The sequence below is a fragment of the Corynebacterium sp. NML 150383 genome (assembly GCF_002285085.1).
In the GTDB taxonomy this organism is placed as follows: domain Bacteria; phylum Actinomycetota; class Actinomycetes; order Mycobacteriales; family Mycobacteriaceae; genus Corynebacterium; species Corynebacterium gottingense.
Window position 1 is genome coordinate 18,744 of the sequence record NZ_NSGK01000012.1, and the last position, 23,667, is coordinate 42,410.

At 65.5% G+C, this 23,667-nt stretch carries 26 protein-coding genes; 10 read left to right on the forward strand and 16 right to left on the reverse strand.

The features are described 5' to 3' along the window. Positions 1 to 4 precede the first annotated feature (4 nt). Genes dapF through CKJ85_RS10430 form a run of 3 tightly spaced genes read right to left on the reverse strand, consistent with a single transcriptional unit; the run spans position 5 to position 2,450 of the window. Complete coding sequence (gene dapF, locus CKJ85_RS10420) at positions 5 to 871, reverse strand: diaminopimelate epimerase (protein ID WP_095554269.1); 867 nt, start codon at positions 869 to 871, stop codon at positions 5 to 7. Further along, entirely contained in the window at positions 868 to 1,806 is a 939-nt protein-coding gene (gene miaA, locus CKJ85_RS10425; protein ID WP_095554270.1) for a tRNA (adenosine(37)-N6)-dimethylallyltransferase MiaA, read from the reverse strand. The genes dapF and miaA overlap by 4 nt, the downstream gene beginning before the upstream one ends. Beyond that, a complete protein-coding gene (locus CKJ85_RS10430) occupies positions 1,803 to 2,450 on the reverse strand; it encodes a hypothetical protein (protein ID WP_233127042.1) in 648 nt (215 codons plus the stop codon). The genes miaA and CKJ85_RS10430 overlap by 4 nt, the downstream gene beginning before the upstream one ends. Before the next feature lie 195 nt (positions 2,451 to 2,645). Here CKJ85_RS10430 and CKJ85_RS10435 point away from each other — a divergent pair, with 195 nt between their 5' ends. Both CKJ85_RS10435 and CKJ85_RS10440 read left to right on the forward strand, forming a co-directional pair. Continuing rightward, positions 2,646 to 4,055 carry a DUF349 domain-containing protein gene (locus CKJ85_RS10435; RefSeq protein WP_198947166.1) on the forward strand — a complete coding sequence of 470 codons (1,410 nt, stop codon included), beginning with the start codon at positions 2,646 to 2,648 and terminating at the stop codon, positions 4,053 to 4,055. Between the two features lie 8 nt (positions 4,056 to 4,063). Continuing rightward, positions 4,064 to 5,185: a GNAT family N-acetyltransferase gene (locus CKJ85_RS10440; protein WP_233127043.1), complete on the forward strand. Its 1,122-nt coding sequence runs from the start codon at positions 4,064 to 4,066 to the stop codon at positions 5,183 to 5,185. Here the strand turns inward: CKJ85_RS10440 and CKJ85_RS10445 are convergent. The 3 genes from CKJ85_RS10445 to miaB all read right to left on the reverse strand — a co-directional run bounded on the left by CKJ85_RS10445 (position 5,182) and on the right by miaB (position 7,792). Continuing rightward, positions 5,182 to 5,346, reverse strand: coding sequence for a glycerol dehydrogenase (locus CKJ85_RS10445; RefSeq protein WP_095277275.1), 165 nt, complete (start codon positions 5,344 to 5,346; stop codon positions 5,182 to 5,184). The two genes, CKJ85_RS10440 and CKJ85_RS10445, sit on opposite strands and share 4 nt — an antisense overlap. 91 nt (positions 5,347 to 5,437) lie before the next feature. After that, entirely contained in the window at positions 5,438 to 6,139 is a 702-nt protein-coding gene (locus CKJ85_RS10450) for a hypothetical protein (RefSeq protein ID WP_233127044.1), read from the reverse strand. Between the two features lie 45 nt (positions 6,140 to 6,184). Beyond that, entirely contained in the window at positions 6,185 to 7,792 is a 1,608-nt protein-coding gene (gene miaB, locus CKJ85_RS10455) for a tRNA (N6-isopentenyl adenosine(37)-C2)-methylthiotransferase MiaB (RefSeq protein WP_095554271.1), read from the reverse strand. A gap of 135 nt (positions 7,793 to 7,927) precedes the next feature. Between miaB and gluA the strand changes: the two genes are divergently transcribed. The 4 genes from gluA to CKJ85_RS10475 all read left to right on the forward strand — a co-directional run bounded on the left by gluA (position 7,928) and on the right by CKJ85_RS10475 (position 11,284). After that, entirely contained in the window at positions 7,928 to 8,656 is a 729-nt protein-coding gene (gluA, locus tag CKJ85_RS10460; protein WP_165765357.1) for a glutamate ABC transporter ATP-binding protein GluA, read from the forward strand. 55 nt (positions 8,657 to 8,711) lie between these two features. Further along, on the forward strand, positions 8,712 to 9,587 hold the full coding sequence (locus CKJ85_RS10465) for a glutamate ABC transporter substrate-binding protein (protein ID WP_095554273.1): 876 nt from the start codon (positions 8,712 to 8,714) through the stop codon (positions 9,585 to 9,587). A 72-nt stretch (positions 9,588 to 9,659) separates the two neighbouring features. Next, on the forward strand, positions 9,660 to 10,346 hold the full coding sequence (gene gluC / locus CKJ85_RS10470) for a glutamate ABC transporter permease GluC (protein ID WP_095554274.1): 687 nt from the start codon (positions 9,660 to 9,662) through the stop codon (positions 10,344 to 10,346). Further along, the gene (locus CKJ85_RS10475) at positions 10,346 to 11,284 is read left to right on the forward strand and encodes an amino acid ABC transporter permease (RefSeq protein WP_095554275.1); all 939 of its coding nucleotides are present in this window, start codon (positions 10,346 to 10,348) and stop codon (positions 11,282 to 11,284) included. The genes gluC and CKJ85_RS10475 overlap by 1 nt, the downstream gene beginning before the upstream one ends. Before the next feature lie 38 nt (positions 11,285 to 11,322). On the opposite strand, the gene recX is transcribed toward CKJ85_RS10475, so the two are convergent. The 3 genes from recX to CKJ85_RS10490 form a co-directional block, all read right to left on the reverse strand. Further along, positions 11,323 to 11,946 carry a recombination regulator RecX gene (recX, locus tag CKJ85_RS10480; RefSeq protein ID WP_095554276.1) on the reverse strand — a complete coding sequence of 208 codons (624 nt, stop codon included), beginning with the start codon at positions 11,944 to 11,946 and terminating at the stop codon, positions 11,323 to 11,325. Then, positions 11,946 to 13,100, reverse strand: coding sequence for a recombinase RecA (gene recA / locus CKJ85_RS10485; RefSeq protein WP_095277290.1), 1,155 nt, complete (start codon positions 13,098 to 13,100; stop codon positions 11,946 to 11,948). The genes recX and recA overlap by 1 nt, the downstream gene beginning before the upstream one ends. Positions 13,101 to 13,346: 246 nt before the next feature. Further along, positions 13,347 to 13,562: a DUF3046 domain-containing protein gene (locus CKJ85_RS10490; protein WP_095545843.1), complete on the reverse strand. Its 216-nt coding sequence runs from the start codon at positions 13,560 to 13,562 to the stop codon at positions 13,347 to 13,349. A gap of 74 nt (positions 13,563 to 13,636) precedes the next feature. Between CKJ85_RS10490 and CKJ85_RS10495 the strand changes: the two genes are divergently transcribed. From CKJ85_RS10495 to CKJ85_RS10505, 3 genes are read left to right on the forward strand one after another with little or no spacing between them, the layout of a single operon-like run. Continuing rightward, positions 13,637 to 14,230, forward strand: a complete 594-nt coding sequence (locus tag CKJ85_RS10495; protein ID WP_095545844.1) for a biotin transporter BioY — start codon at positions 13,637 to 13,639, stop codon at positions 14,228 to 14,230. Then, complete coding sequence (locus tag CKJ85_RS10500) at positions 14,230 to 14,919, forward strand: energy-coupling factor ABC transporter ATP-binding protein (protein ID WP_095554277.1); 690 nt, start codon at positions 14,230 to 14,232, stop codon at positions 14,917 to 14,919. The genes CKJ85_RS10495 and CKJ85_RS10500 overlap by 1 nt, the downstream gene beginning before the upstream one ends. Further along, positions 14,916 to 15,530 (forward strand): energy-coupling factor transporter transmembrane protein EcfT, encoded by a 615-nt coding sequence (locus CKJ85_RS10505; protein ID WP_095554278.1) that lies wholly within the window; start codon positions 14,916 to 14,918, stop codon positions 15,528 to 15,530. The genes CKJ85_RS10500 and CKJ85_RS10505 overlap by 4 nt, the downstream gene beginning before the upstream one ends. 57 nt (positions 15,531 to 15,587) lie before the next feature. Here CKJ85_RS10505 and CKJ85_RS10510 read toward each other — a convergent pair whose 3' ends face one another. The 4 genes from CKJ85_RS10510 to pgsA form a co-directional block, all read right to left on the reverse strand. Then, positions 15,588 to 16,445, reverse strand: coding sequence for a PspA/IM30 family protein (locus CKJ85_RS10510; protein WP_095554279.1), 858 nt, complete (start codon positions 16,443 to 16,445; stop codon positions 15,588 to 15,590). A 70-nt stretch (positions 16,446 to 16,515) separates the two neighbouring features. Beyond that, positions 16,516 to 16,896 (reverse strand): helix-turn-helix domain-containing protein, encoded by a 381-nt coding sequence (locus CKJ85_RS10515; protein ID WP_095534763.1) that lies wholly within the window; start codon positions 16,894 to 16,896, stop codon positions 16,516 to 16,518. Positions 16,897 to 16,904: 8 nt separating this feature from the next. After that, positions 16,905 to 17,399, reverse strand: coding sequence for a CinA family protein (locus tag CKJ85_RS10520; protein WP_095534764.1), 495 nt, complete (start codon positions 17,397 to 17,399; stop codon positions 16,905 to 16,907). Beyond that, entirely contained in the window at positions 17,389 to 17,928 is a 540-nt protein-coding gene (pgsA, locus tag CKJ85_RS10525) for a CDP-diacylglycerol--glycerol-3-phosphate 3-phosphatidyltransferase (RefSeq protein ID WP_233127046.1), read from the reverse strand. The genes CKJ85_RS10520 and pgsA overlap by 11 nt, the downstream gene beginning before the upstream one ends. Positions 17,929 to 17,974: 46 nt before the next feature. Between pgsA and CKJ85_RS10530 the strand changes: the two genes are divergently transcribed. Further along, the gene (locus CKJ85_RS10530) at positions 17,975 to 18,268 is read left to right on the forward strand and encodes a YciI family protein (protein WP_095545847.1); all 294 of its coding nucleotides are present in this window, start codon (positions 17,975 to 17,977) and stop codon (positions 18,266 to 18,268) included. 32 nt (positions 18,269 to 18,300) lie between these two features. On the opposite strand, the gene CKJ85_RS10535 is transcribed toward CKJ85_RS10530, so the two are convergent. The 3 genes from CKJ85_RS10535 to CKJ85_RS10545 form a co-directional block, all read right to left on the reverse strand. Further along, a complete protein-coding gene (locus tag CKJ85_RS10535; RefSeq protein WP_095554280.1) occupies positions 18,301 to 19,473 on the reverse strand; it encodes a TerC family protein in 1,173 nt (390 codons plus the stop codon). 184 nt (positions 19,474 to 19,657) lie between these two features. Continuing rightward, entirely contained in the window at positions 19,658 to 20,260 is a 603-nt protein-coding gene (locus CKJ85_RS10540; protein ID WP_095554281.1) for a DJ-1/PfpI family protein, read from the reverse strand. Beyond that, positions 20,261 to 23,617 carry a DNA translocase FtsK gene (locus tag CKJ85_RS10545; protein ID WP_369825040.1) on the reverse strand — a complete coding sequence of 1,119 codons (3,357 nt, stop codon included), beginning with the start codon at positions 23,615 to 23,617 and terminating at the stop codon, positions 20,261 to 20,263. Positions 23,618 to 23,667: the final 50 nt, after the last annotated feature.

The following is a 23,667-nucleotide window of genomic DNA, read 5'->3' on the forward strand; positions in this document are numbered from 1 at the left end:
GCATCTACTGCGCGCCGGAGGGAGAATGGGCGTCCGCAGCAGGACAGGGAAGGATGACATCTCCATGCGCCACGATACGCGAGGGGCCCGTCATGCGCGCGGTTTGCTCCGAATTTACTGAGTCTTCGCTGATTGCAACTTCCACCGCACCGCCGGGGACGCGCACAGTGACGGTCCCAGCCGCCTCGCCTGCGGCACGCAGCGCGGCGGCCGCGGCGGCGACGGTGCCAGTCCCGCAGGAGCGGGTCTCTCCTACGCCACGCTCCCAGACGCGCATGGAACACTGCCCGTCGCGCGCCTCGGTGAGGAGCTCCACGTTGACGCCCTCCGGGAACACGGCAGCGTCAAACTCGGGGGCGGACAGTTCCATGGCTGCGAGTTCCTCAGGGGTCATGCCGGGTACGACCGCAGCGAGGTGCGGGTTTCCCACATCGACGGCGACGCCTTCGAAGGTGCGCGATCCGATGGTCGCCCACGAGTCAGCCCCAGCGCGCACGGTGCCCATGCCCACGGCAACGACGGCGTCGCGCTCGTCGAAGCGCTCGACGTGGATCCGCTTCACTCCTGCGCGGGTGTGCACGTCAAAGTCGTCGGCGGGTTCGAGGCCCTCGGCCTTGAGCACGTGGGCGAATGCGCGGATGCCGTTGCCGCACATCTCGGCGATCGAGCCGTCGGCGTTGCGGTAGTCCATGAACCAGGTGCCGTCGATACGCACGACGCGCAGCAGGCCGTCGCCGCCGATCCCGGCACGTCGGTTGCACAGCCAGGCAACCTGCTCGGGGGCGAGGTCGAGCTGATCGTCGACGTCAATGAGTACGACAAAGTCATTCTCTGTCGCGTGGGCTTTGATGAACTGTTGCGGCTGGGTCATGGTTGCGAGTCTAGACGCAGCGCGGCCAGCGCCTGTTCGAGCGTCTCTCCCGACGCGGCGTCGAGCCACGCGATGCGGTGGTCCCGGTTGAACCACGAGCGCTGGCGGCGCACGTAGCGGCGCGTGCCGGTCACCGTGCACTCGACGGCCTCGTCGTGGGAAAGCTTGCCTGCCATCATGTCAAGGACCTGGGCGTAGCCGATGGCGCGCCCGGCGGTGGAGTCGCGGACGAGCCCGTCACCGATGAGCGATTCGACCTCGTCGATGAGGCCGCGCTCGAACATGAGGTGCGCGCGTTGTTCCACGCGTGGGTTGAGCCACTCGGCGTTCGTGCGCAGCCCCACGATGCGTGTCCCCCAGCGCGGCGGCGCGTCCTTTGGCGGCTGGGACGCCTGGAAGGGCTTCCCGGTCAGCTCGATGACCTCGAGCGCGCGCACCGTGCGTCGCGGGTCCTTGTCCTCGATGACGCGGGCGGCTTCGGGGTCGATCGCGGCGAGCTCGTCGTGCAGCGCGTCGGTGCCGATGGCGAGCCTGCGGTCCTCGTACTTTTGGCGAACTGCGGGGTCGGTGGGCGGGAACGTCCAGGCGTCGATAAGCGACTGCACGTACAGCATCGAACCACCGACGAGGACGGGGACCTTGCCGCGCGCCATGATCTCCTCAACGGTGGCGACGGCGAGTGCCTGATACTCGGCCACGGACGCGGACTTGGTGACGGGCCAGATGTCCAGCAAGTGGTGCGGGATGCCGCCGCGCTCGTCGGGGGCGAGCTTGGCGGTGCCGATGTCCATACCCCGGTAGAGCTGCATGGAGTCGACGTTGACCACCTCCCCGCCGACGTGCGAGGCGAGCGCGATGCCCAGGTCGGACTTTCCGGACGCCGTGGGGCCAACGACAGCGATCGGGCTGACCGAGCTCTCGGGTGCGTGAGTCATGCCACCTCCCACAGCGCAACGTAGCGGCCGACGCCAAGCGACGCGTCCGAATCAACCAACTGGCTGCTCACCCGGTTGAGCCGGGCGAGTTCGAACCACAGCTCCGGCTCGAGCACGCCAAGCTCCTCCAAGTTCTCGGGCAGCGCGACATCCTCGCCGTCGGCGAAACGCCCCATTGCGCGGTGCAGTTCCGGGGCACCCTGCATGAGCGCGAGCGGCGCGCGCTCGGTCAGGCCCGCCGACCCGTCCGCCACGACGATGGTGAGCACGCCTGGGTCAGGTGCTCCCACGTGGCTGCGCACCTCACGCACGCGGGTGCTCCGGCCGGCCAGCGAGGGTTGCGCGAGCGCGTAGCGGGCGACGAGCTCCGGCAGGTAGTTTCCCTCGCCGACGCTGACCTGTGGTGCGCCCCACGCGGCGAAGGAGCCAGTGTGGGCGGTGTAGTGCTTCTGGTTGCGCAGGCAGACAATGTCAATGGTCGCCGCTGTTTCTCGGGCACCTGAGGCGCCGAGGGCGTCTACCGCCTGCCCAACCGCCGTGCCGATCGCGCCGAGCACCCGCCGGGAGGGTTCGTGGGCCCCGGCGAGGGAGTCAACCAGGGCCGGCGACCCCGGCATGATGAGGACCTGTGCGCTGTGTTTCACCCGCACCACTCTAGTTGGCGCGCTCGGCGCGCAACCGGGTGGGAGGTCCGCTCCCGGAGCAAGGTTTGGCCGCGCAGCTGCCGGTACCCCTGTAAAGTTTGAGGAAGCACTCGCCACGCAGCGCCCTACAACGGACGCCGCGTGGCACTGGCAGCCGCGTCGCGCGGCACTTTGAACGTAGGGAAAGGACCTGCAATGACCACCTCGGACCAGACACCGAAGCCAGCTCCGAAGCCCGGGGCGACCCCCGCTCCGAAGCCGGGCGTGAAACCATCACCGGCCGCGATGCCGAACCGCTCGCCCAAGCCCGGTCCCGTGCCTGGTTCCGCAAACCCGCAGGCTGCCACCCCGTCCCCCGTCCCGCCGAAGACGCCTGCGGTGCCCACCGCTGACCCCTCCAAGTTTGGTCGCATCGATGAGCACGGCGCGGTCTTTGTCACGCGCGGTGGCACGGAGCGCCAGATCGGCTCCTGGCAGGCAGGGACGCCGGAGGAAGGCCTGGCGCACTACGGCCAGCGCTTCGACGACCTGGTCACCGAGGTCGAGCTGATCGAATCCCGCCTGGCAGCCCACCCGGACGACGCCGCGCAGCTTCGCCAGCGGGCCGAGGCACTGAAGTCGACGCTGGACGAGCAGGCGGTCATCGGCGACCTGGACGCCCTGGACGCGCGCCTGGACGCGGTCATCGCGGCATCGGACGTCGCCGGCCAACAGGCCCAAGAGGCGAAGGCGCAGCGCCGCGCCGACGCCATCGCCAGGAAGGAAGCGCTCGCCGCGGAGGCGGAGGAGCTCGCCGAAAACTCCAATGAGTGGAAGGCCGCGGGCGATCGCATCCGCGCCATCCTCGAAGAGTGGCGCACCATTCGCGGCATCGACCACAAGACGGACGACCAGCTGTGGAAGCGCTACTCGCGCGCCCGCGACGCGTTCAACCGTCGCCGCGGCTCCCACTTCGCCGAGCTGGACCGCAACCGCGCCGCCGCCAAGCGCGCCAAGGAGGAGCTGGTCGTGCGCGCCGAGGCCCTGCAGGACTCCACCGATTGGAACGAGACCGCGCGCGCGTACCGCGACCTCATGAAGGAGTGGAAGGCGGCCGGACGCGCCCCGCGCGACGCCGACGACAAGCTGTGGGCCAAGTTCCGGGCGGCACAAGACAAGTTCTTCGGCGCCCGCGACGCCGTCAACGCCGAACGTGACCGCGAGTTTGCAGCGAACGCGCAGGCCAAGGACGCGCTGATCGCAGAGTACGAGCCGCTCATTGACCCGTCGAAGGGCCTCGGCGGCGCAAAGGCGAAGCTACGCGAGCTGCAGGACAAGTGGGATGAGATTGGCTACGTCCCCCGCGGAAAGGTCCGCGAGTACGAGGACAAGATCAGCGCGCTTGAGCAGCGCGTCGCAGATGCGGAGGAATCCCGCTGGCGCAAAACCGACCCGGCAGCGCAGGCCAAGGCAAACCAGTTCCAGGTCAAGGCAGATGACCTGACCAAGCAGGCTGAGGCTGCAGAACAACAGGGCAACGCGAAAAAGGCAACAGAGCTGCGCGAGCAGGCCGCCCAATGGCAGGAGTTCGCCGACGTGGCGTCCAAGGCGGTTAACGACAACTAGGACAACTAGTGCTCACCCCGCAACTCTTCGCGCCCCGGCCCGACTCCTCCGCACCACACGCTGCCGCAGACGACGCAGCACACGATGCGGCGGCCGCCGTCGTCGGGGCGTACGCCTTTTCCGCCACCCTTGCCATCCAGGACATCACTGGCATGGCCACCTCAGGCGTCACCGCGTCACACATAGCGAAACGCCTGGAGCCGTCAGCTGAGTCGACTGCGTACCTCTTCGCGCTCACGGATGCGCGCGCACCGCGCCCCGTCACCGACCTCGGATACCCCGAGTTGTTCGCAGCCGACCTCGAGCACGTCCAGGCGTGGGTCTTCGTCTCCCTGCCGCTCCTCGAGGACCTCACCGTCATCGAGGCAAACATCACCCTCGACGCCGCGATCGCACCCCTACCAGGAGAACCCGTCCCGGACGAACCTTGGCGTGCCGCACTCTCGCTTGTCGACGCCCTGTCGACCCAACTCGAGCGCCCCACTAGACACATCTGGGTGACCCACGCGCCGGGCGAATTTACCCCTCCGACCGCCGAGGAGTTCGGCTACGCGCCCGCGTTCCGCGAGGATCAGGCGACGTTTCCGGTCGAGCACATCTCGGCACTCCCCGCTCCGGCCGGTGACATCCAGGTCGTGGAGGGCCCCGGCTTCCGCACGAACCGCACCGGCGCGCCGGGCGAGGCGCAGCAATTCGGCCGGTTGCTTACCGCAGCCTCACGCGACTACCCGCGCGGCGACCTGCGCCTGGACACCATCGAGTGGGACCTCCAGCGCATCACAGACGCGGGCGCCAGGCTGACCGACCGCGGCGGTTTGCAGCTCACCGGGATCGTCCGTGTCGCGGGCGAGATCGCCGGTCTGTGCGAGGTTGTCCGCTACCTTTCTGATGACCCGAAGGTCTGTGAGCTTGGGCTCGTCTACGTGCTGCCCGAGCATCGCGGTCGCTGCCTCGGCGCGGGGCTCATTCGCGCCACGCTCGAGCACGCGCGGGATGTGTGGGAGGACCTGGCGACCGCTTACTGCTCGTACCCCGCCGGTTCCGCAGCTGCGGGATCCATCATGCGGGCGCTCTCCGCGGAGCCTGCCTCCGCCACGACAGCTTGGCAGAAGCTCGAGGAGACGGATTAGCTGCGCGGCCGGTAGAGTGCGTTCGCGGCGGACGACGTTGCCGCCGAGCCGACCAGCACCAGAATGGTGTAGAGAATGCCGGTGATGCCCAGCATCTGCAACAGCCACCCGAAGAAGAGGGCACCGACGACGGCGCCGCCGATCGAAACAACCCAACGCATACACAAGTCCTTCCATGTGGGGAACAGGTAAAGTCTGGCCCTCCACCATACCGATTCTCCGCTCCGCGCGGGTCGGCCCCGGTCAGTCCACCTAGTCCGAGGGGTGCTGGCGGTGGCGTTCGGCGGCCCGGGCGCGGCGATCGTCGATAAGCAGCGGGTTCTCGGCGTATCCCTGGGCCTGGCGGGTGGCTTCCTGCTGGGCCTTGGCCACGTCGTCGGTGTCGTCGAGTAGCGCGCGGCGCTCACCGGCCGCCCGCTGGGCTGCGTCGCGGCGGGTGATCACCGGGATGAAGGCGAACGTGGCCACTGCAACCGCGAGGATGGCCAGGTAGCTGCCCGGGCCGTGGTGAAATCCCTGGTCAAACGCATCGCTAGTGCGGCGGAGCCACAGCGCGAGCACAGACGCAAACAGTGCGACCGTCGTGAGCATCCACGCAGGCGCAGCGAAGACGAAGCGGCGGGTAGCCAGCGCCACCGTCGTGAGCACGCCCAGCCCGGCCAGCGACAGCCACAGGAACACGGTCTCCGTGAGCTTCGCCTGAACGCTTTCCGACGCCCCCGTAACCCCCACGAACTGCCAGCCGCTCACCCCGCCCGCAAACGGGAGGAAGAGTGCAATGAGGTACACCACGACGCAGCCGGCAAGCACCCAGAACCCCGCGTTGACCGGGATGGTCGCGCCCGCCGCCTTCTCGGCGCGTGCGGCCTGCTTGGCATCGCCGCCCTTGTAGGTGTGGGCGGCCGCGCTCTGCTCGGCGAGCCGATTGTCCTCGGGGTGTGGTGCCTGCGCCATGGTGGCCTCCAATGAGTGTGCGTGGAAGTGGTTCGGGCAGTGAGTCTAGTTGCAGCCGCACGCGCCGCCCGCTGCGGCGGTGCCGGTTGCGGGGTCCGCGTTAGTGGCGGGGCGGCCGATCGTCGGCAAGCCCAGGCCCACCCCGACCGGCGCCGTGGTGGGCACCTCACCTGCGGCCGAGTTATCGCCCGCCTTGGTGCGGCGGTGCGAGCGCACACCCGAATCCGCGATGAGGAAGTGGGGCTTGGAGTCAGTCACGGTCACGTGGACGATGTCTCCCGGGCGGATCTCGCCGTCGATGTTGCCCTCGGGTGTGAAGTGCACGAGTCGGCCGTCACGGGCGCGGCCGGACACGCGGTGGGTCCGGTCGTTCTTGCGGCCCCCGTCGGCCTGGACGAGCAGCTCCTGGTCGGTGCCCACCAGCTTCGCGTTCTCCTCCTCGCTAATACGCTCCTGCAGGGCGACGAGGCGCTCGAACCGGTCCTGCACGACCTCCTTCGGCACCTGGTCCTCCATCTCGGCGGCCGGGGTCCCGGGGCGCGGCGAGTACTGGAAGGTAAACGCCGAGCTGAAGCGCGCCTGCTCCACCACGTCGAGGGTGCCTTGGAAGTCCTCTTCGGTCTCGCCGGGGAAGCCGACGATGATGTCGGTGGTGATCGCCGCGTGCGGGAGCTTTTCACGCACCTCGTCGAGAATTCCGAGGAACTTCTTGGTGCGGTAGGAGCGGCGCATGTCCTTGAGCACCTTGTCCGAGCCGGACTGCAGCGGCATGTGCAGCTGCGGGCACACGTTCGGCGTCTCCGCCATCGCGTCGATGACATCAGAGGTGAACTCGGCCGGGTGCGGAGAGGTGAAGCGCACGCGCTCGAGCCCCTCGATGTCGCCGCAGGCGCGCAGGAGCTTGGAGAACGCGGAGCGGTCGCGCTCCAGGTCCTGGTCGACAAAGTTCACGCCGTACGCATTCACGTTCTGGCCCAGGAGCGTAATTTCGGACACCCCCTGGTCCACCAGCGCCTGGACCTCTGCCAGGATGTCGCCGGGTCGGCGGTCCGCTTCCTTGCCGCGCAGGCTCGGCACGATACAGAAGGTGCACGTGTTGTTGCAGCCGACGGACACGGACACCCAGCCCGCGTACGAGGACTCGCGCTTCGCCGGCAGTACCGACGGGAAGACCTCGAGGGACTCGACGATCTCCACCTGCGCCTCGTCTTCCACACGAGCGCGGTCCAGCAGCGCGGGCAGCGCCGACAGGTTGTGGGTGCCAAACACGGCATCGACCCAGGGGGCCTTTTCCAGGACCGTGTCCCGATCCTTTTGCGCCAGGCAGCCACCGACAGCGATCTGCATGCCGGGGTGCGCTTCCTTGGTCTTCTTCAACTGGCCGAGCGTGCCGTAGAGGCGCTTGTCCGCGTTTTCGCGCACCGCGCACGTGTTGAAGACCACGAGGTCGGCTTCGGTCTCCTGCTCCGCGGCGACGTACCCGGCGCGTTCAAGCATGCCGGAAAGCCGCTCCGAGTCATGCACATTCATCTGGCAGCCGAAGGTGCGCACCTCGTAGGTGCGACCGGCTCCACCGCTGGTCACTTCTTGCCCCTGAAGATTCTGTTGCTGCGTCACGGTTGCACAGTGTATCGCCGCCAACGCCCGCAGCATAACCGGGAATTCCGCCGCCCACGCCGCTCGAGTTACCCACAGTTTGGGGGAGGTTTACACAAAGTTTCACAAAAGCATGTCACAGATCACTTGAATCAGCTAAATGTTATATGCATGACACAGGCTGCTGAACCCATGATTCTCATGGAGGGCGTGCAGAAGTATTTCGGTGACTTCCACGCCCTGACTGACATCAATCTCACCGTTCCCAGAGGCGAGGTTGTCGTTGTGCTTGGCCCATCCGGGTCCGGCAAGTCAACCCTGTGTCGCACGATCAACCGCCTCGAAACCATCGAGGAAGGCTCGATCCACATCGACGGCAAGCTCCTTCCTGAGGAAGGGAAAGACCTTGCCAAGCTGCGCGCCGACGTGGGCATGGTGTTCCAACAGTTCAACCTGTTCCCGCACCTGACCATCCGTGACAACGTCACGCTCGGCCCCATCAAGGTGCGCAAGCACAGCAAATCGGACGCAGTCAACCGCGCGAACGAGCTGCTCGACCGGGTTGGCATTGGCAACCAGTCAGGCAAGTACCCGGCGCAGCTTTCCGGCGGTCAGCAGCAGCGCGTCGCTATCGCGCGTGCCCTGGCCATGGACCCGAAGGTCATGCTTTTCGACGAACCCACGTCCGCCCTCGACCCCGAGATGGTGGGAGAAGTCCTGGACGTCATGAGCGAACTCGCCGCATCCGGCATGACCATGGTCGTAGTCACACACGAAATGGGCTTCGCCCGCAAAGTGGCGGACCGGATCCTCTTCATGGCTGACGGCGAGATTGTGGAGGACTCCGACCCAGAATCCTTCTTTACCAACCCGCAGTCGGATCGTGCCAAGGACTTCCTGGCCAAAATCCTTCCGCATTAACCCCCTACGCCCTTCCCTTCCCTTCCCCTCATCCCAATCCCAAAGGAGACCACTTATGAACCGCATCTTCCGCGCCCTGGCAACCACGTCCATCGCAGCGCTCACCGCCACCATGCTCGTCGCGTGCGGCGGCACCTCGAGCGAGAGCGGCGACGGCCTACTCGCCCAAATTGAGGCGGGCAGCGTCACCCTGGGCACCAAGTATGACCAGCCGGGCCTCGGCCTGCGCGAAGCAGACGGCTCCATGACCGGCCTGGACGTGGAAATCATGACCTACGTGGTCAATTCCATCGCCGATGCGAACGGCTGGGAGCACCCTGAAATCACCTGGCGCGAAACCCCATCAGCGCAGCGCGAAACCCTGATCCAAAACGGCGAGGTCGCCGCCATCGGCGCAACCTACTCCATTAACTCTTCTCGCGCAGAGGCCGTGAGCTTCGGCGGCCCCTACCTGCTCACCCACCAGGGGCTGCTCGTGCGCAGCGAGGGTAATGACATCAACGGCCTGGATGACCTTGACGGCCGCATCCTGTGCTCCGTCACCGGCTCCACCCCGGCGCAGAAGGTCAAGGACGCGCTCCCCGGCGTGCAGCTCCAGGAGTACGACACTTACTCTTCGTGCGTCGAGGCGCTGCGCAACGGCAACGTCGACGCGCTGACCACAGACAACACTATTTTGGGCGGCTACGCGGCCCAGTCCCCGGGTGACTTCAAGGTCGTGGAGCTGAAAAAGGACGGCGAGCAGTTTACCAACGAGCACTACGGCATCGGCGTGACCAAGGACGACACCGAAACCGTCGACGCCATCAATACCGCGCTCAAGGCAATGTACGAGGACGGCTCCTTTGACACGTTCGTCGACGAAAACCTCGAGGGCGGCGTAGGTGTCGAGCAGGACAAGCCGGGCGACCTGTCCTTCCTGGAACAGTAGGCGCTCCCCACGCGCCCGCGCGCACCGCGCCAGCCCCCAATCTACTCACCGCACTGCACCGAGGAGTCAACTATGGACGCCCTATGGGCCGACCTGCTGCCAAAGCTTTGGCCCGCATTCTTCACCACAATCCGGCTCACCGTCTATTCGGCCATCGGCGCGATGCTCTTAGGCACGCTGCTGACGGCAATGCGCGTCTCGCCGGTCGGTGTGTTGCGCGGGCTCGCCACCACCTACATCGAAACGGTGCGAAACACCCCACTCACCCTAGTCGTGCTCTTCTGCTCGTTCGGTCTGTACCAAAACCTCGGGCTTGAACTGGCCAGCAGGGACTCCTCGACGTTCATCGCGGATCAGAACTTCCGCCTCGCGGTGCTCGCCTTCATCCTGTACACCAGCTGTTTCGTTGCCGAGTCGCTCCGAAGCGGCATCAACACCGTCCACTTCGGCCAGGCCGAAGCTGCCCGCTCATTGGGCTTGAGCTTCGGGCAAATTTTCTCGCTCATTATTTTCCCGCAGGCCGTCCGCGCGGCGATCGTGCCACTGGGCAACACTCTGATCGCGCTGACCAAGAATACGACCATCGCGTCAGTCATCGGTGTCGCCGAGGCATCGCTGCTGATGAAGTCCACGATCGAGTTCCATGCCAACGAGCTCTTCGTCGTCTTCGGCGTCTTCGCCGCCGGGTTCCTCATCCTCACCCTGCCGATGGGCCTCGCCCTCGGCTGGCTTTCTGACCGATTGGCGGTGAAGCGCTAATGTCCGTACGCGCAACAGTTCTTTACGACGCCCCCGGCCCCAACGCCGTCAAACGCAACTACATCTACACCGCTGTCACCATCGCGGTCCTCGCTGCGGCCGCGTGGTGGGTGATGAGCACACTCGCCGGCAACGGCCAGCTCGAGGCCGCAAAGTGGACCCCCTTTGTCCAGGCCAACACCTGGACCACCTACATCTTGCCTGGACTCCTCGGCACACTGAAAGCAGCTGCGCTCTCCATCGTCTTCGCCATCGTCTTCGGCGTGATCTTCGGCCTCGGCCGACTCGCCCAAACCAAGGTGGTGCGCTGGTTGTGCGGCGTGATCATTGAGTTCTTCCGCGCCATCCCAGTGCTCATGCTCATGATCTTCCTGTACCAGCTCTTCGCGGTATTCAAGATCGTTCCTCCGAAAGGGCTCGCGTTCTGGGCCGTCGTCATCGCGCTGACGCTCTACAACGGCGCCGTCATCGCCGAGATCCTTCGCGCCGGCATCAAGTCGCTCCCGCGCGGGCAGTCGGAGGCAGCGCAGGCCTTGGGCATGTCGCACTGGCAGACCATGTGGCAGATCCTGCTCCCCCAGTCCGTCGCCGCAATGCTGCCGGCGCTCATCTCTCAGATGGTCATTGCACTGAAGGACTCGGCACTGGGCTACCAGATCGGCTACATCGAAGTTGTCCGTTCGGGCACTCAGGTCGCGTCCGCAAACAAGAACTACATCCCTGCGCTCATCGTCGTGGCCATCATCATGATCGCCATCAACTTCCTGCTCACCCGCTTGGCGTCACGCGTTGAGCACCAGCTTCGCGCAGGTCGCGCGCGCCGCAACCTCTTTGCCAAAGTTCCCGAGCAGCACAACCAGGGCCTGGAAACCAAAGACAACGTCAACGTGGACTGGCACAACCCGAACTACACCAAAATTGCCAACCCTGACGAGTAGGCGTGGGGCATCGCCTCTCGACGCCACGCCCACGTCACTCACTCTCCATCGAGCTCCGCGAGGCGCTGCTCAAGCACCTCGCGGCCCAGGCGCAGCGCCATCCCCTCGGGGAAGCCGCGGCGCGCCATCGCGCCGACGATGCGTCGCAACACCTTGTCGTACTCGGCCCGCCCGTCGGGGCGGTGCCTCACCTGGCGGGCCTTCTTCTCTGCCACCGCCCGCGCGGTGGCCTCCTCGTCTGCTTCACTGAGCTGCGCTAGGGCTTCGGCACGATCGGCCTGAGCCACGCCCTTTTGCTGCAGCTCCCTGTCCAGGAACCGCGATGACTTCCCGCGCCGTTTCGCGCGCTGCCGCACCCACTCGTGGGCGAACGCCGCGTCGTTGAGCAGCCCGGACCCCTCGAATTCATCAAGAACGTCCTCAACGAGCTCTGACTCGAACTCCGCGCGCAGGAGGCGGGAGCGCAGCTCGTCGCGGGAGCGCGCCCGCTGGTCGAGCAGCCCCAGCGCCCGCTTTCGCACTGGGGCCAGGGCCTCCTCCCGAGTGCGGTCGAAGAGCTGGTTGCTCCCCTCGCCGCGTTCGTAGGCCTCGACGGCCTCCTTGAGCCGCTCAAGCTTTTCCGGGTCAGGCTGGGTCGGCCCCCGATCGCGTGGGCCCGCCACTACTTCGCGTCCGCGGCGGACGCACCGGCCGGGGCGCCGTCGCCGACTTCGTCGTCGTCGAAGTCGACGTTGGGGACCATGTCCACGGGATCGTCGCTAAGCTCATCGCCCTCGCTGTTGTTGGACTTGGCGTACGCGCCGACGCCGAGGGCCTGGAAGATCTTGTCCTCGATCTCATTGGCCAGGTCCGGGTTGTCCTTGAGGAAGTTGCGGGCCTTCTCCTTGCCCTGGCCGAGCTGGTCGCCCTCATAGGTAAACCAGGAGCCGGACTTCTTGACGATGCCGTTGTCCACGCCGAGGTCAATGATGGAGGACTCGCGGGAGATGCCCTCGCCGTACATGATGTCGAACTCGGCGATCTTGAACGGCGGCGAGACCTTGTTCTTCACAATCTTCATCTTGGTGCGGTTACCAATGGAATCCTGGCCGTCCTTCAGGGTCTGGATTCGACGCACGTCACAACGCACGGAGGCGTAGAACTTCAGCGCCTTACCGCCGGTGGTAGTCTCCGGCGAGCCGAACATCACACCGATCTTCTCACGCAGCTGGTTGATAAAGATCGCGGTGGTGCCGGAGTTGTACAGCGCACCGGTCATTTTGCGCAGCGCCTGCGACATCAGGCGGGCCTGGAGGCCGACGTGGGAGTCGCCCATCTCGCCCTCGATTTCCGCTTTCGGCGTCAGCGCCGCGACGGAGTCGATCACGATGATGTCGATGGCGCCGGAGCGCACCAGCATGTCCGCAATCTCCAGGGCCTGCTCACCGGTATCCGGTTGGGACACCAGCAGGTTATCGGTGTCCACGCCGAGCTTGCGCGCGTACTCCGGGTCGAGCGCGTGCTCCGCGTCAATGAACGCGGCAATACCGCCGGCGCGCTGGGCGGACGCGATTGCGTGCAGCGCCACCGTCGTCTTACCGGAGGATTCCGGCCCGTAGATCTCTACGACACGGCCGCGGGGCCAGCCTCCGATGCCGAGGGCGACGTCAATCGCAGTATTGCCCGAAGAAATGGACTGGATTGGCGGACGGTTATCGTCTCCAAGACGCATAATCGCGCCCTTGCCAAAGTCCTTCTCAATCCGAGCCATCGCCGCATCGAGCGCGTTTTGACGTTCGTTGCCGCTATTCGCGGCAGCCTTCTTCTTCGCAGCCATGTTGTTCTCCTTTATGTCTTTCGTAGGTTCGCACGCGGCACCGTGGCCGCCCTTTATCTATTAGACGCACGACCATAGGGGTGCGGTTCCCTCTGCCACCAATCTTTTTCTTCTGTGGCGCTGATTGGCACTCTACGGCAGGGCGCGGACACGCAACGACTATACACGCATAGGTGTTCGAGTACACGTCGCGACACACAAGTGGGTCCACCCCTACACAGCGCGCCGCAGACAAAGGGCCGCGCGCTACTTCCCAGGCCGGTCTACACCCAGGCGGCGCTCCTGCGGCACGTCAAAGGAGTCACACAGTCGCTCCCACGCCACCTTCGGATCGACCCCGCTTTCGATCATCTCTGCAGCCGTTTCGCCCTCCACGGAAAGCACCTGGGACTGGATAATCCAACCGGCGCGATCCGAGCCGAATTCGTCTTCCACCAACTGCCGAAATTCCGTCAAACGCATGCCGTCTAACCTACACGCGCACCGCTCCCTCCCCGCATCGCACGAGTTGAACAGCGTTCACTAAGGTTTCACCCATGAGTACACACACCACCCCGGCAGCCACTGCGGGGTCCAAGCCCGGTATCACCGCCGTCGACATTGCCTACATCGCCGTCTTCGCGGCCATCTTCTGGATCCTCGGTTTTGTCTCCATCCCCGTCGGCACCGCAGGCGTGCCAATCGTCTTGCAAAACGCCGCCGCAATCCTCACCGGCCTGGTCCTCGGCGCTCGCCGCGGCACCGCCTCCGTCGTCCTCATCCTGCTCATCGGGCTCGCGTTCCCGGTCCTCGCGGGAGGTCGCACCACCCTCTACGCGCTCGGATCCCCCACCGCAGGCTACCTCGTCGGCTACATCATCTCCGCGGCCGTCGCCGGGTCGATCGCCTACTCCGCGCTCCGCTCGTCCAAAGCCGGACGAGTCATCCTCTTCCTCGTCGCCGGCACCCTCGGTCTCGCCCTGCAGTACCTTTTCGGCGTCTTCGGACTCATGCTCCGCGCCGACCTTTCCTTCGGTGCCGCATGGCTCGCCCAGGTCCCCTTCCTGCCCGCCGACGCCGCGAAGATCGCCGTCATGGTCATCATCGCGCTCGCCGTCCACGCCGCCTTCCCCGACATGCGCCGCCGCTAATGCCCACCATCGAATTCCGCGGCGCCGCCGTCTCCTACGACGGCCGCACAGTGCTCGCGCCCCTCAACCTCACGCTCACGGAACGCCGCATCGGCATCATTGGCTCCAACGGATCCGGCAAATCCACTACCGTCCGCCTCATCAACGGCCTTATCACGCCGTCCGAGGGGCAGGTGCTTTTCGACGCCATGTCGCCCTCCACCGACGGCAAAGCCATTCGCAAACGCGTGGGCTTTGTGTTCTCCGACGCGGAGTCGCAGATCGTCATGCCTCGTGTGCGCGACGACGTCGCGTTTTCCCTTCGCCGCTTCAAACTTCCCCGGCAGGAAGTGCGCGACCGCGTCGACGCAGCGCTCAAACGATTCGGTCTAAGTGACAAGGCTGAGTCGTCCCCGCACACACTTTCCGGCGGCGAAAAACAGCTTCTCGCACTGGCCTCGGTCTTGGTAATCCGCCCGGAGACGATCATCGCCGACGAGCCAACGACCCTCCTGGACCTGCGGAACCGACGCCGCATCATCAGGGAGCTCGACGCGCTGGACCAGCAGCTGATCGTCGTCACCCACGACCTGGACATGCTGCGCGGCTTCGACCGAGTCATCTGCATAAATGACGGCGAGCTGGCGTACGACGGGAACCCCGACGAAGCGATCGCTTTCTACACCGAGCTCATGGAGCAGACATCGTGATCCGTACGCTCCCCCTCGGCGTCTACGTCCCCGGCGACTCGGTGCTGCACCGCGCGCATCCGACGGCGAAGTTCGTCGCACTGCTGGTCTTCATCATCGCCGTCACATTGCTCCCCACGCGCCCGTGGCACGCACTCGCCGCGCTCGGGCTTGTGGTCACCCTCTACGCCGTGGCGGCCATCCCGCCGCGCATTGCAGCGGAGCAGGCGCTGCCAGTGCTCCCCCTGTTGGCGTTCCTCTCCGCGTTTCTCTGGTGGCAGAACGGTCTCGCCTCAGCTGCCGCTACGTTCTTCGGGCTCTTGTCCACAATCGCCGCAGCGAATCTACTCACGCTCACCACCACGGTGGAGGCGCTTTTAGACGCGCTTGATCGCAACCTTGCGCCACTCCAGCGTTTCGGGGTTCCCGTAAACACAATCAGCCTCGCCATCGCCTTGACGATCAGGCTCGTCCCACTCATGCTGGCAACAGCCAATGAGGTCCTGGAAGCGCGCAAGGCGCGTGGGCTCGGGCTCTCCGTCACCGCGTTTGGCATTCCTCTGGTGATTCGTGCCGTCTTGCGAGCGCGCATGATCGGAGAAGCACTGATGGCCCGCGGCGCGGTAGATTAACCGCGCCCGGGCCATCAATGCTGACGTTTGCGCCACGCTCTCGCGCCGACGCCCTCCTTAGTTCTCGCCGCGAAGCTCACGCATGCGCTGCGCGACAGCGTCGTCGCTGACGTTCGCGCCGTTGCCTGCTGCGCCCTGCGCGTTGCCGACCCCACCCTGCGCGTTCTGCTCGATGGCAGGCTTGGAGCCGGAAGACAGTTCGCCGGACATCTCCGCGCGGATCTGCTCGAGGCGGCCGTGACCCGCCATCTGGATGCCGACGCGCTCGACCTCGGCCATACGGCCCTGCACGGAGTTCTCTGCCAGCTCGGCGGAGCCGAGTGCCTTTGCATAGCGGCGCTCGATCTTGTCGCGCACTTGATCCAGGTTCGGGCCGGAGGCGGTGATGGAGTTCATGGACTGCATGGTCTCCGAGACCTTCTCCTGCATCTTCGCCTGCTCCAGCTGGCTGAGCAGCTTGGAGCGCTCTGCCACCTGCTGCTGCAGGTGCGCAGCGTTGCGCTCAACCGCCTGCTTGGCCTGGGTGGCCTGCTGCAGCGCCTGGTCGTGCAGCTGCTTCGTTTCCTCGATGCTCTGCTCCGCGGTGACCAGCTGCGCGGCGAAGGCCTCGGCCGCATTCTCGTACTCCTGGGCCTTCTGGGCGTCTCCACCCTCGCGGGCCTTGTCCGCCAGCTGCAGTGCCTGCTTGGTGTTCGCCTGCAGCTTCTCCACCTCTTCCAGGCGGCGGTTCAGCTGCATCTCGATCTGGCGCTGGTTACCAATCACCGCCGCAGCCTGCTGCGACAGCGCCTGGTGCTGGCGCTGTGCCTCACCGATGGCCTGCTCGATCTGCACCTTCGGATCAGCGTTCTCCTCGATCTTGTTGTCAAAGAGCGCCATGAGGTAGTTCCAGAACTTCGCAAACGGGTTAGCCATAATACTTCAAGAACCTTTCGTTACCTGTCAGTCACACTAATAATCCAACACTCTAGTGTGCTGGGCCGAGTTATGCTTCCGCTGCGGCCGGTGAAGTTGTTGCCAATTCCTCCTGAATGGAGTGCAGCGACATGTTCGCCACGACCTCCATCAGCAGCTCCGCCACCGACGTGTCCAGCGCGGTGCAGATGGCCGCGAGCAGCTCAGAAGAGACCTCCTTGCGGCCGCGCTCCAGCTCCGAGAGGTAGCCAGAGGACACACGCGCCTGCTTTGCCAGCTCGCGCAGCGTCACGCCCTTATCGGCGCGGTAGGCGCGCAGCGACATGCCGAGGGCCTCGCGCAGCAGCGGCTCGCGCTCCTGCACCTCCGGAGCGAGGGTGCGCCCAGCCGCGCCGTCGAGCGCGGCGGGCTGGATCATCGGTGATTCATGTACGAGAGTTGTAGTTGCCATCACGAGTACTAACGGTCCTCCCCTTGTGTTTGTTCCCGGACTTCGTTGTACAGGGCCGACAGCGCCGCGCCCACCGCCGCCTCGCGGATGTCCTGGCGCGATCCCCGCAGCGGCTCGGTGCCACCCGCGGCCAGGGCGAAGCTCCGTCGCGGACCCGCGATGCCGACCCACACCTCGCCAACCGGGTGCCCGTCCTGCGGGTCGGGTCCGGCAACGCCAGTCAGCGCGACGCCGTAGTCCGAACCACAGACTCGGCGCGCGCCTTCGGCCATGGCGCGCGCCGTGACGGGGCTAACGGGGCCGTTCGCTTCCAGCACCGCGTGCGGTACCCCAGCCAGCGACTCCTTCAGGTCCGTCGCGTAGGTGACCAGGCCGCCCCGCAACACTGCGGAAGCGCCCGGCACCTGCGCCACGGTCGCGGCCGCGAGGCCTGCGGTGAGGGATTCACAGAAGGCGAGGGTGGCGGGGGCGTCGATAAGCAATGCGACGAGCTCACGCTCCATTGTTGGCCTTTCGCGCGTCCACGAGGTACTGCACGCCCGTGACCACGGTAACCACGACGGCGATGAGCATGACCGTAAGCGTCGGGATGTCCATCCATCCGGGCAGCGGGCACAGGTACATGCCCACGCCGACGGTCTGCAGCACCGTCTTGAGCTTGCCGCCCTTGGAAGCTGGAACGACGTGGCCCTGGCGTAGCATCCACATGCGCCAGAATGTGATGCCCAGCTCGCGGACGATGATGACCACCGTGATCCAGACGGGCAAGGAGCTGGCGATGTTGAGCGTCACCAGCGCGGTGATCATCAGTGCTTTGTCCGCGATCGGGTCCGCGATCTTGCCAAAGTCGGTGACAATATTGCGCGCGCGGGCGATGTCACCGTCGAGCTTGTCCGTGATCATGAGCGCAACGAACAGGCAAAAGGCCCACCACCAGTGTTGCGTGAGCACAAGCCACGCGAACACGGGGATAAACAGAATTCGCAGCGACGTCAGAGCGTTCGGCAGATTCCAATTGGACTGAGTCTTCACAAAAACCAGCCTACCTACCCATTCGCCGTGGCCTAGACTGCCACCCATGAAGTATTTTGCGTTTACCTATACCTACGGCGAGGACACGGCGCTTGTCGACGCCACCCGCCCCGCCCACCGCGAATTCATCGCCAGCCAGCTGTCGCTGGGACGGATCGTCGGCTCCGGCCCGTACGCGGGCGGCGAGCAGGCACTCATCATCCTGCAGCTGCCGGACACCGCCACGGTCGCGGACGCCGAGGAAATTATGGACGCGGACCCCTACACCGAGAAGTCCGCGCTCGCGTCCCGCGAGGTCCACGAGTGGAACCCGGTGAGCAATATCTTCGCCGAGAAGTAAGCCGGCGTTTCCGCCCGGGACGCCCCTCGTCCCTACTTCTTACCGCCGCGGGCGACGTGCAGGTGATCCGTCTCCCGCGAACCCGTGGCGGTGTGATCTCCCTTGCCGGAGGTAGCCGGATCATCGACCCACTCGACGTGGTGACCGTGCTTGTCCACCTTGCGGCGGTTGCCATGGTCGTCATAGTCGATGTGGTAGCTCATCTCGTTCGGATCCACCTTGCCGGCCTTCACGTCGGCCCGATCCTTGAGGATTGAAGCCACCGCAGTGACCACGAGCACGCCCACAATCACCACCAGCGAGGTGACGGTGCCAACCTCCGGTACTGAGAGGCCCTCGCCCCCGTTAATGAACGGCAAGTTGTTCTCGTGCAGTGCATGCAGGAGCAGCTTTGCACCGATGAAGCCCAGGATGATCGCGAGCCCGTACGGCAGGTACACGAGCTTGTCCAGCAGGCCGTTGAGCAAGAAGTACAGCTGACGCAGGCCCAGCAGCGCGAAGGCGTTCGCGGTGAAGACCAGGAACGACTCCTGAGTGATACCGAAAATAGCCGGAATGGAGTCGAACGCGAACATCACGTCGATAAACCCGATGGACAGCAGCGCCACAAACAGTGGGGTCACTGCCTTCTTCCCCGCCTCAGTCTTCGACACGAGTCGGTCGCCGTGATACGACTTGGTTACCGGAATGACCTTACGCAGCGTCTTCACCACCAACATGTCATTCGGGTCTTCGTCGGGCTGGTCGGTCGCCTCGTCGTAGACGAGTTTGATCGCCGTGTAGATCAGGAAAGCTGCGAACAGGTAGAACACGTCCGACCAGGCCTCGATGATCACCGCACCCAGCAGGATGAACAGGAGGCGGAAGACCAGCGCCATGACGATGCCGATCAGCAGCACCTTTTGCTGGTACGCCCGAGGGATTTTAAACGCGCCCATAATCAAGGCGAACACGAACAGGTTATCCACCGACAGTGAAAGCTCGGTGATGTAGCCCGTGAAGAACTGTACGCCGTGCTCGGCGTCCCAGAGCCACCAAACGATGCCGCCAAAGATTGCGGCCATCGTCATGTAGAAGGCGGCCCAACCTCCGGACTCTTTCATCGTGGGCTCGTGCGCATTTCGCACGTGCGAGACGAAGTCAAAGACGAAGAAGCCGAGAATCACCGCTGAGGTGATGAGCCAGATATACAGGGGCACATGCATAGACATATCCTCCGGTCAGAGTTCGAACAAAGATGACCGGAGGTCTCCCCCACCCAGCGCGGGGCGGCCCAGACCGGGGCAATCGCTTACCGACGCTTCCGTGTTGACGGTCCAGGCGCTTACGGGGTACTCCCCTCCAAGCTCGTCCAACAATACACCACCCTGTGCGCCGCGCGAGTCACGGCTACACCGCGAACGGGTCCTCGTCAGCGTCAAGGTTCAGGCGGAGCTCGATAGCGGAAGCAACCTCGCGCGCCACATCCACTCCACACTCGGCTGCGACGAATGCCGCCGCCATATCCGTCCCGGCCGACACTCCAGAAGACGTCCATCGGTCGCGGTCATGCACCCACCGGGCAGATTTGCGCCAGTCGATTTCGTGCCCGAAGCCAGTGGCCCATGCAAATGCCCGCTTGTTGCTGGTTGCCGCATATCCCTCAAGGAGTCCCGCTGCGGCGAGCAGTGCCGAGCCCGTACACACCGACATGAGGACACTCGCGCCGTTCGCCATCGAGGTGAGATTTCGAAGAAATTCCTCGTCACGGGCAAGCGTTCGCGTCCCGAGCCCTCCGGGGATAAAGAGCACGTCGCCGCTTTTCTGCGCGTAGGAGCCATCGACCTCGAATCGCACGCCCTGGGACGCGCCCACCGGTCTCCCATCTGGTGAGAGTAACTCGGTGTCCCACCCTTCAACCTTGGACAGAATCTCCAACGGCCCGGCCACGTCGAGGAGTTCGAATTCCTCAAACAGGACGATCGAGAATCTCCTCGAGCTACGGTGCGACATCTAGAACGCCCCGCCAGTCGGGTTGTAGGTCGCCTCCACCGTGCGGGTGTCGTCGCCCGATGCGTCTGGGGCGTCGCTTGGCGACGGCGCGTCGTCGTCAAGCGACTGCTCCTTGGGTGCCTCCGCGGGGTCCGCGCCCTTGATCATCCAAATGATGGTCTCCAGCTCCTCGGGCTTGACCAACACTTCGCGGGCCTTCGAGCCCTCGGACGGGCCAACGACGCCGCGGGACTCCATGAGGTCCATGAGGCGGCCCGCCTTGGCAAAGCCGATGCGCAGCTTGCGCTGCAGCATCGACGTCGAGCCGAGCTGGGAGGTGACAACCAGTTCGACGGCCTCGAGCAGGTCGTCGAGGTCCTTTCCAATGTCGTCGTCGATGACCTTCTTCTCTGCCTGCTTCTCCTCGGTGACACCCTCGACGTAGTCGGGCTCGTCCTGGGACTTCGCGGCGTCGACCACTGCCTGAATTTCCTCGTCGGTGACGAAGGCGCCCTGCATGCGTTGCGGCTTGCCGGCACCCTGCGGGATAAACAGGCCGTCGCCCATACCGATGAGTTTCTCGGCGCCGCCCTGGTCCAGGATGACGCGAGAGTCAGTCAACGAGGAGGTGGCGAACGCGAGGCGCGAAGGCACGTTGGTCTTGATCAGGCCGGTGACGACGTCCACGGAGGGGCGCTGCGTCGCGAGCACCAGGTGGATGCCGGCTGCACGCGCCTTCTGCGTGATGCGCACGATCGACTCCTCGATCTCCTTGGGCGCGGTCATCATCAGGTCGGCGAGCTCGTCGACCACGCACACGATGAACGGGTACGGGCGCATCTCGCGCTCCGAGCCGGGCGGTGCCTGGATGTCGCCGCTGCGGACCTTCCGGTTGAAGTCCTTGATGTGGCGCACGCGCGCCTGCTTCATGTCCAGGTAGCGCTGCTCCATCTCCTCCACCAACCACTGGAGGGCGGCCGCCGCCTTCTTCGGCTGCGTAATGATCGGGGTGATCAGGTGCGGGATGCCCTCGTACGGAGTCAGCTCGACCATCTTGGGATCCACGAGGATCAGGCGGACGTCCTCCGGGGTCGCGCGGGTGAGCAGCGACACCAGCATCGAGTTGACGAAGGCGGACTTACCGGAACCGGTCGAGCCGGCCACCAGCAGGTGCGGCATCTTCTGCACCGAGGACGCGATGAAGTCGCCCTCGATGTCCTTGCCCAGGCCGATAAGCATCGGGTCCTCGTCGGTGGCCACCTTCGGCGCGTCGAGCACGTCGCGCAGTCGGACCATCTCGCGGTCGCGGTTCGGCACCTCGATGCCCACGGCGGACTTGCCCGGGATCGGGGTCAGCAGGCGTACGTTGTCCGTCGCCACCGCGTACGCCAGGTTGGACTGCAGGTTGGTAATCTTGGAGACTTTCACGCCTGGGCCGAGCTCGACCTCGTAGCGCGTCACTGTCGGGCCGCGCGAAAATCCGGTGACCTGGGCGTTGACCTTGAACTCCTCGAAGACGTCCGTAATCGCCTCGATCATGCGGTCATTCGCCTCGGTGCGCGTCTTCGGAGCGCTGCCCTGGATAAGCAAGTCCGTCGATGGCAGCGCGTAGTCCGAGTTGCGCTGAATCTTGCGCGCGCGCTGCTGCGCCGGGTCGACGCTCGCTGCCTCCACCTCGGACTTCGGTGTTGAGGCCGGAACCGCGGAGGCGTCGACCCCGGAGCGGGCGACGATCGCCTTGCGCACGGCTTCGCGGGAGCTGCTCACTGCGTCACCGGCTGCCTCAGCGGCGGCACCCGCCACGGAAGCGCCCGCGCCAGCAGCAGCGCCCGCCGCCGCAGTGGAACCTGCGGCCCCTGCAGCCTTCGCCGCGCCTGCGGCCCCGGCTGCAGCGCCCGCAACGCCGCCCGCGGCTTCCGCGGTGCGCTTCAGGACCTTGGTCTCCCCGTCGTCACTGTGCTTGCGTGCGCGGGTAGTGCCGCGCTTCGAAGACGCCGGGGCAGGATCGTCGTGTACCTCGGGCTCGGCAGGAGCATCGAAGGCCTCCGTGACCGGTTCGCCGAAGTCGTCCACCCGCTGTCGGTCGAACGCCTCGGTCGGATCGGAGTGCTGCTCGTCCGTCGGGTAGTTGTCCATCGGGGTGCGGCGGCGCGGGCGGGTTCGGCGCAGACGCTCTCGGCGCGCCTCCTCGCGGTCGGGCCGCTCGGCGCGGTCGGGCCGGGCGGGGCGTTCCCGTCGCTGCGCGGGCCGACGGTTGTAGCGGCGCTCGCGTCCTTCGGCGATGTCGTCCAGGTCCCGTTCGACGTGGCCGTACAAATCGTCGTCCAAGCCGTCAGCGTCCTCATCGTCAACGTCGTCGTCGCTTGGAATTCTGGTGGCGTCGAAAAGCTCGGAAATGCGCGCGACGACGTAGTCGTACGCCTGGCGCACGGTAATACCGGTGGTTTTCAGCGCGCCGTACACGATCACGAGTGCGAGGAGCGGGATCGCAACGTACGAGGAGAAGCCCTTGGCCAAAAGGCCGCCGGTGTATGCGCCGATGACACCTCCGGCGATGCGGCGCGTCTCCCAATCTGCGGGGTTGCCGGCGAAGACGTGGACGAGTCCGAGCATGGCCACCGCGATAATGCCCAGGCCCAGCGAGACCCGGTTGCGGACGTCCCGCGGCGTGCGCACATTGAGCATCAACGCGATGGCGATCCCGACGAGGAGGACCGGCAGGATGAGCGCGCCAGCGCCGATTACCCAGTGGGTCACTGTGGCGATGAGCTCGCCGATCGGACCGGCAATGTCCAACCACACCGATGCACCGATGACCGCAGCAAGGCCGATAAGGAGTAGCCCCCACGCATCCGCGTGCTCAGCAATGCTGTCGCGACCGCGCCGCGGAAGCCCCTTGCCGTCGTCTCCGAGTTCGGCCTGCTCGCCACGATCGTCATAATCGTCGTAGTCGTTGTGGTCGGCGTAGTCGTTATGGTCGTCGCCGCGGCGGGCGGATCGCTTTGCGCTCCTCGTACGGGTGCGTTGTTGCACGTGCTCCTCTTCATCATCAAACGGGTCAAAGCTGTCGTCGAGTTCTTCGTCGGTGGCGTAGCGACCACTGCGACTTCCGCGGCCATCACGGCCACCGCTGACGCGACGGGACAGGCCCCCGAACACGCCCCTCACCCCGCGCGCCGCAGAGCTTGCTGCCGCGCCGATGGAGCGACCGACCACGCTGGTGGCCGAGCCGACGCGCTCGTCGGCAGTTTCCGCGGCCACCATTGATGATGTCGGCGGGTGCGTCAGCGACACGGGGCCATTGCGCCGCGTCGACGACCCGCTCGAGCGGGGACGCGTTGAGCGTGGTGCGGAATTTTTGACAGACATGGCTGTCACTCTAATACCTCGAGTCACATACTTCCCATAGGCAACTCGGGGTGGCGCGG

Coding starts and splice junctions, on each gene's coding strand:
- recA (WP_095277290.1), bottom strand. CDS start 13,100: ATGGCTGCGAAGAAGAAGGCTGCCGCGAATAGCGGCAACGAACGTCAA.
- gluC (WP_095554274.1), top strand. CDS start 9,660: ATGGACGCCCTATGGGCCGACCTGCTGCCAAAGCTTTGGCCCGCATTC.
- CKJ85_RS10465 (WP_095554273.1), top strand. CDS start 8,712: ATGAACCGCATCTTCCGCGCCCTGGCAACCACGTCCATCGCAGCGCTC.
- CKJ85_RS10435 (WP_198947166.1), top strand. CDS start 2,646: ATGACCACCTCGGACCAGACACCGAAGCCAGCTCCGAAGCCCGGGGCG.
- gluA (WP_165765357.1), top strand. CDS start 7,928: ATGATTCTCATGGAGGGCGTGCAGAAGTATTTCGGTGACTTCCACGCC.
- miaA (WP_095554270.1), bottom strand. CDS start 1,806: ATGACTCACGCACCCGAGAGCTCGGTCAGCCCGATCGCTGTCGTTGGC.
- CKJ85_RS10535 (WP_095554280.1), bottom strand. CDS start 19,473: ATGCATGTGCCCCTGTATATCTGGCTCATCACCTCAGCGGTGATTCTC.
- CKJ85_RS10520 (WP_095534764.1), bottom strand. CDS start 17,399: ATGGAGCGTGAGCTCGTCGCATTGCTTATCGACGCCCCCGCCACCCTC.
- CKJ85_RS10515 (WP_095534763.1), bottom strand. CDS start 16,896: ATGGCAACTACAACTCTCGTACATGAATCACCGATGATCCAGCCCGCC.
- miaB (WP_095554271.1), bottom strand. CDS start 7,792: ATGCTGCGGGCGTTGGCGGCGATACACTGTGCAACCGTGACGCAGCAA.
- CKJ85_RS10530 (WP_095545847.1), top strand. CDS start 17,975: ATGAAGTATTTTGCGTTTACCTATACCTACGGCGAGGACACGGCGCTT.
- CKJ85_RS10450 (WP_233127044.1), bottom strand. CDS start 6,139: ATGGCGCAGGCACCACACCCCGAGGACAATCGGCTCGCCGAGCAGAGC.
- CKJ85_RS10475 (WP_095554275.1), top strand. CDS start 10,346: ATGTCCGTACGCGCAACAGTTCTTTACGACGCCCCCGGCCCCAACGCC.
- dapF (WP_095554269.1), bottom strand. CDS start 871: ATGACCCAGCCGCAACAGTTCATCAAAGCCCACGCGACAGAGAATGAC.
- CKJ85_RS10490 (WP_095545843.1), bottom strand. CDS start 13,562: ATGCGTTTGACGGAATTTCGGCAGTTGGTGGAAGACGAATTCGGCTCG.
- CKJ85_RS10540 (WP_095554281.1), bottom strand. CDS start 20,260: ATGTCGCACCGTAGCTCGAGGAGATTCTCGATCGTCCTGTTTGAGGAA.
- CKJ85_RS10510 (WP_095554279.1), bottom strand. CDS start 16,445: ATGGCTAACCCGTTTGCGAAGTTCTGGAACTACCTCATGGCGCTCTTT.
- CKJ85_RS10445 (WP_095277275.1), bottom strand. CDS start 5,346: ATGCGTTGGGTTGTTTCGATCGGCGGCGCCGTCGTCGGTGCCCTCTTC.
- CKJ85_RS10495 (WP_095545844.1), top strand. CDS start 13,637: ATGAGTACACACACCACCCCGGCAGCCACTGCGGGGTCCAAGCCCGGT.
- CKJ85_RS10500 (WP_095554277.1), top strand. CDS start 14,230: ATGCCCACCATCGAATTCCGCGGCGCCGCCGTCTCCTACGACGGCCGC.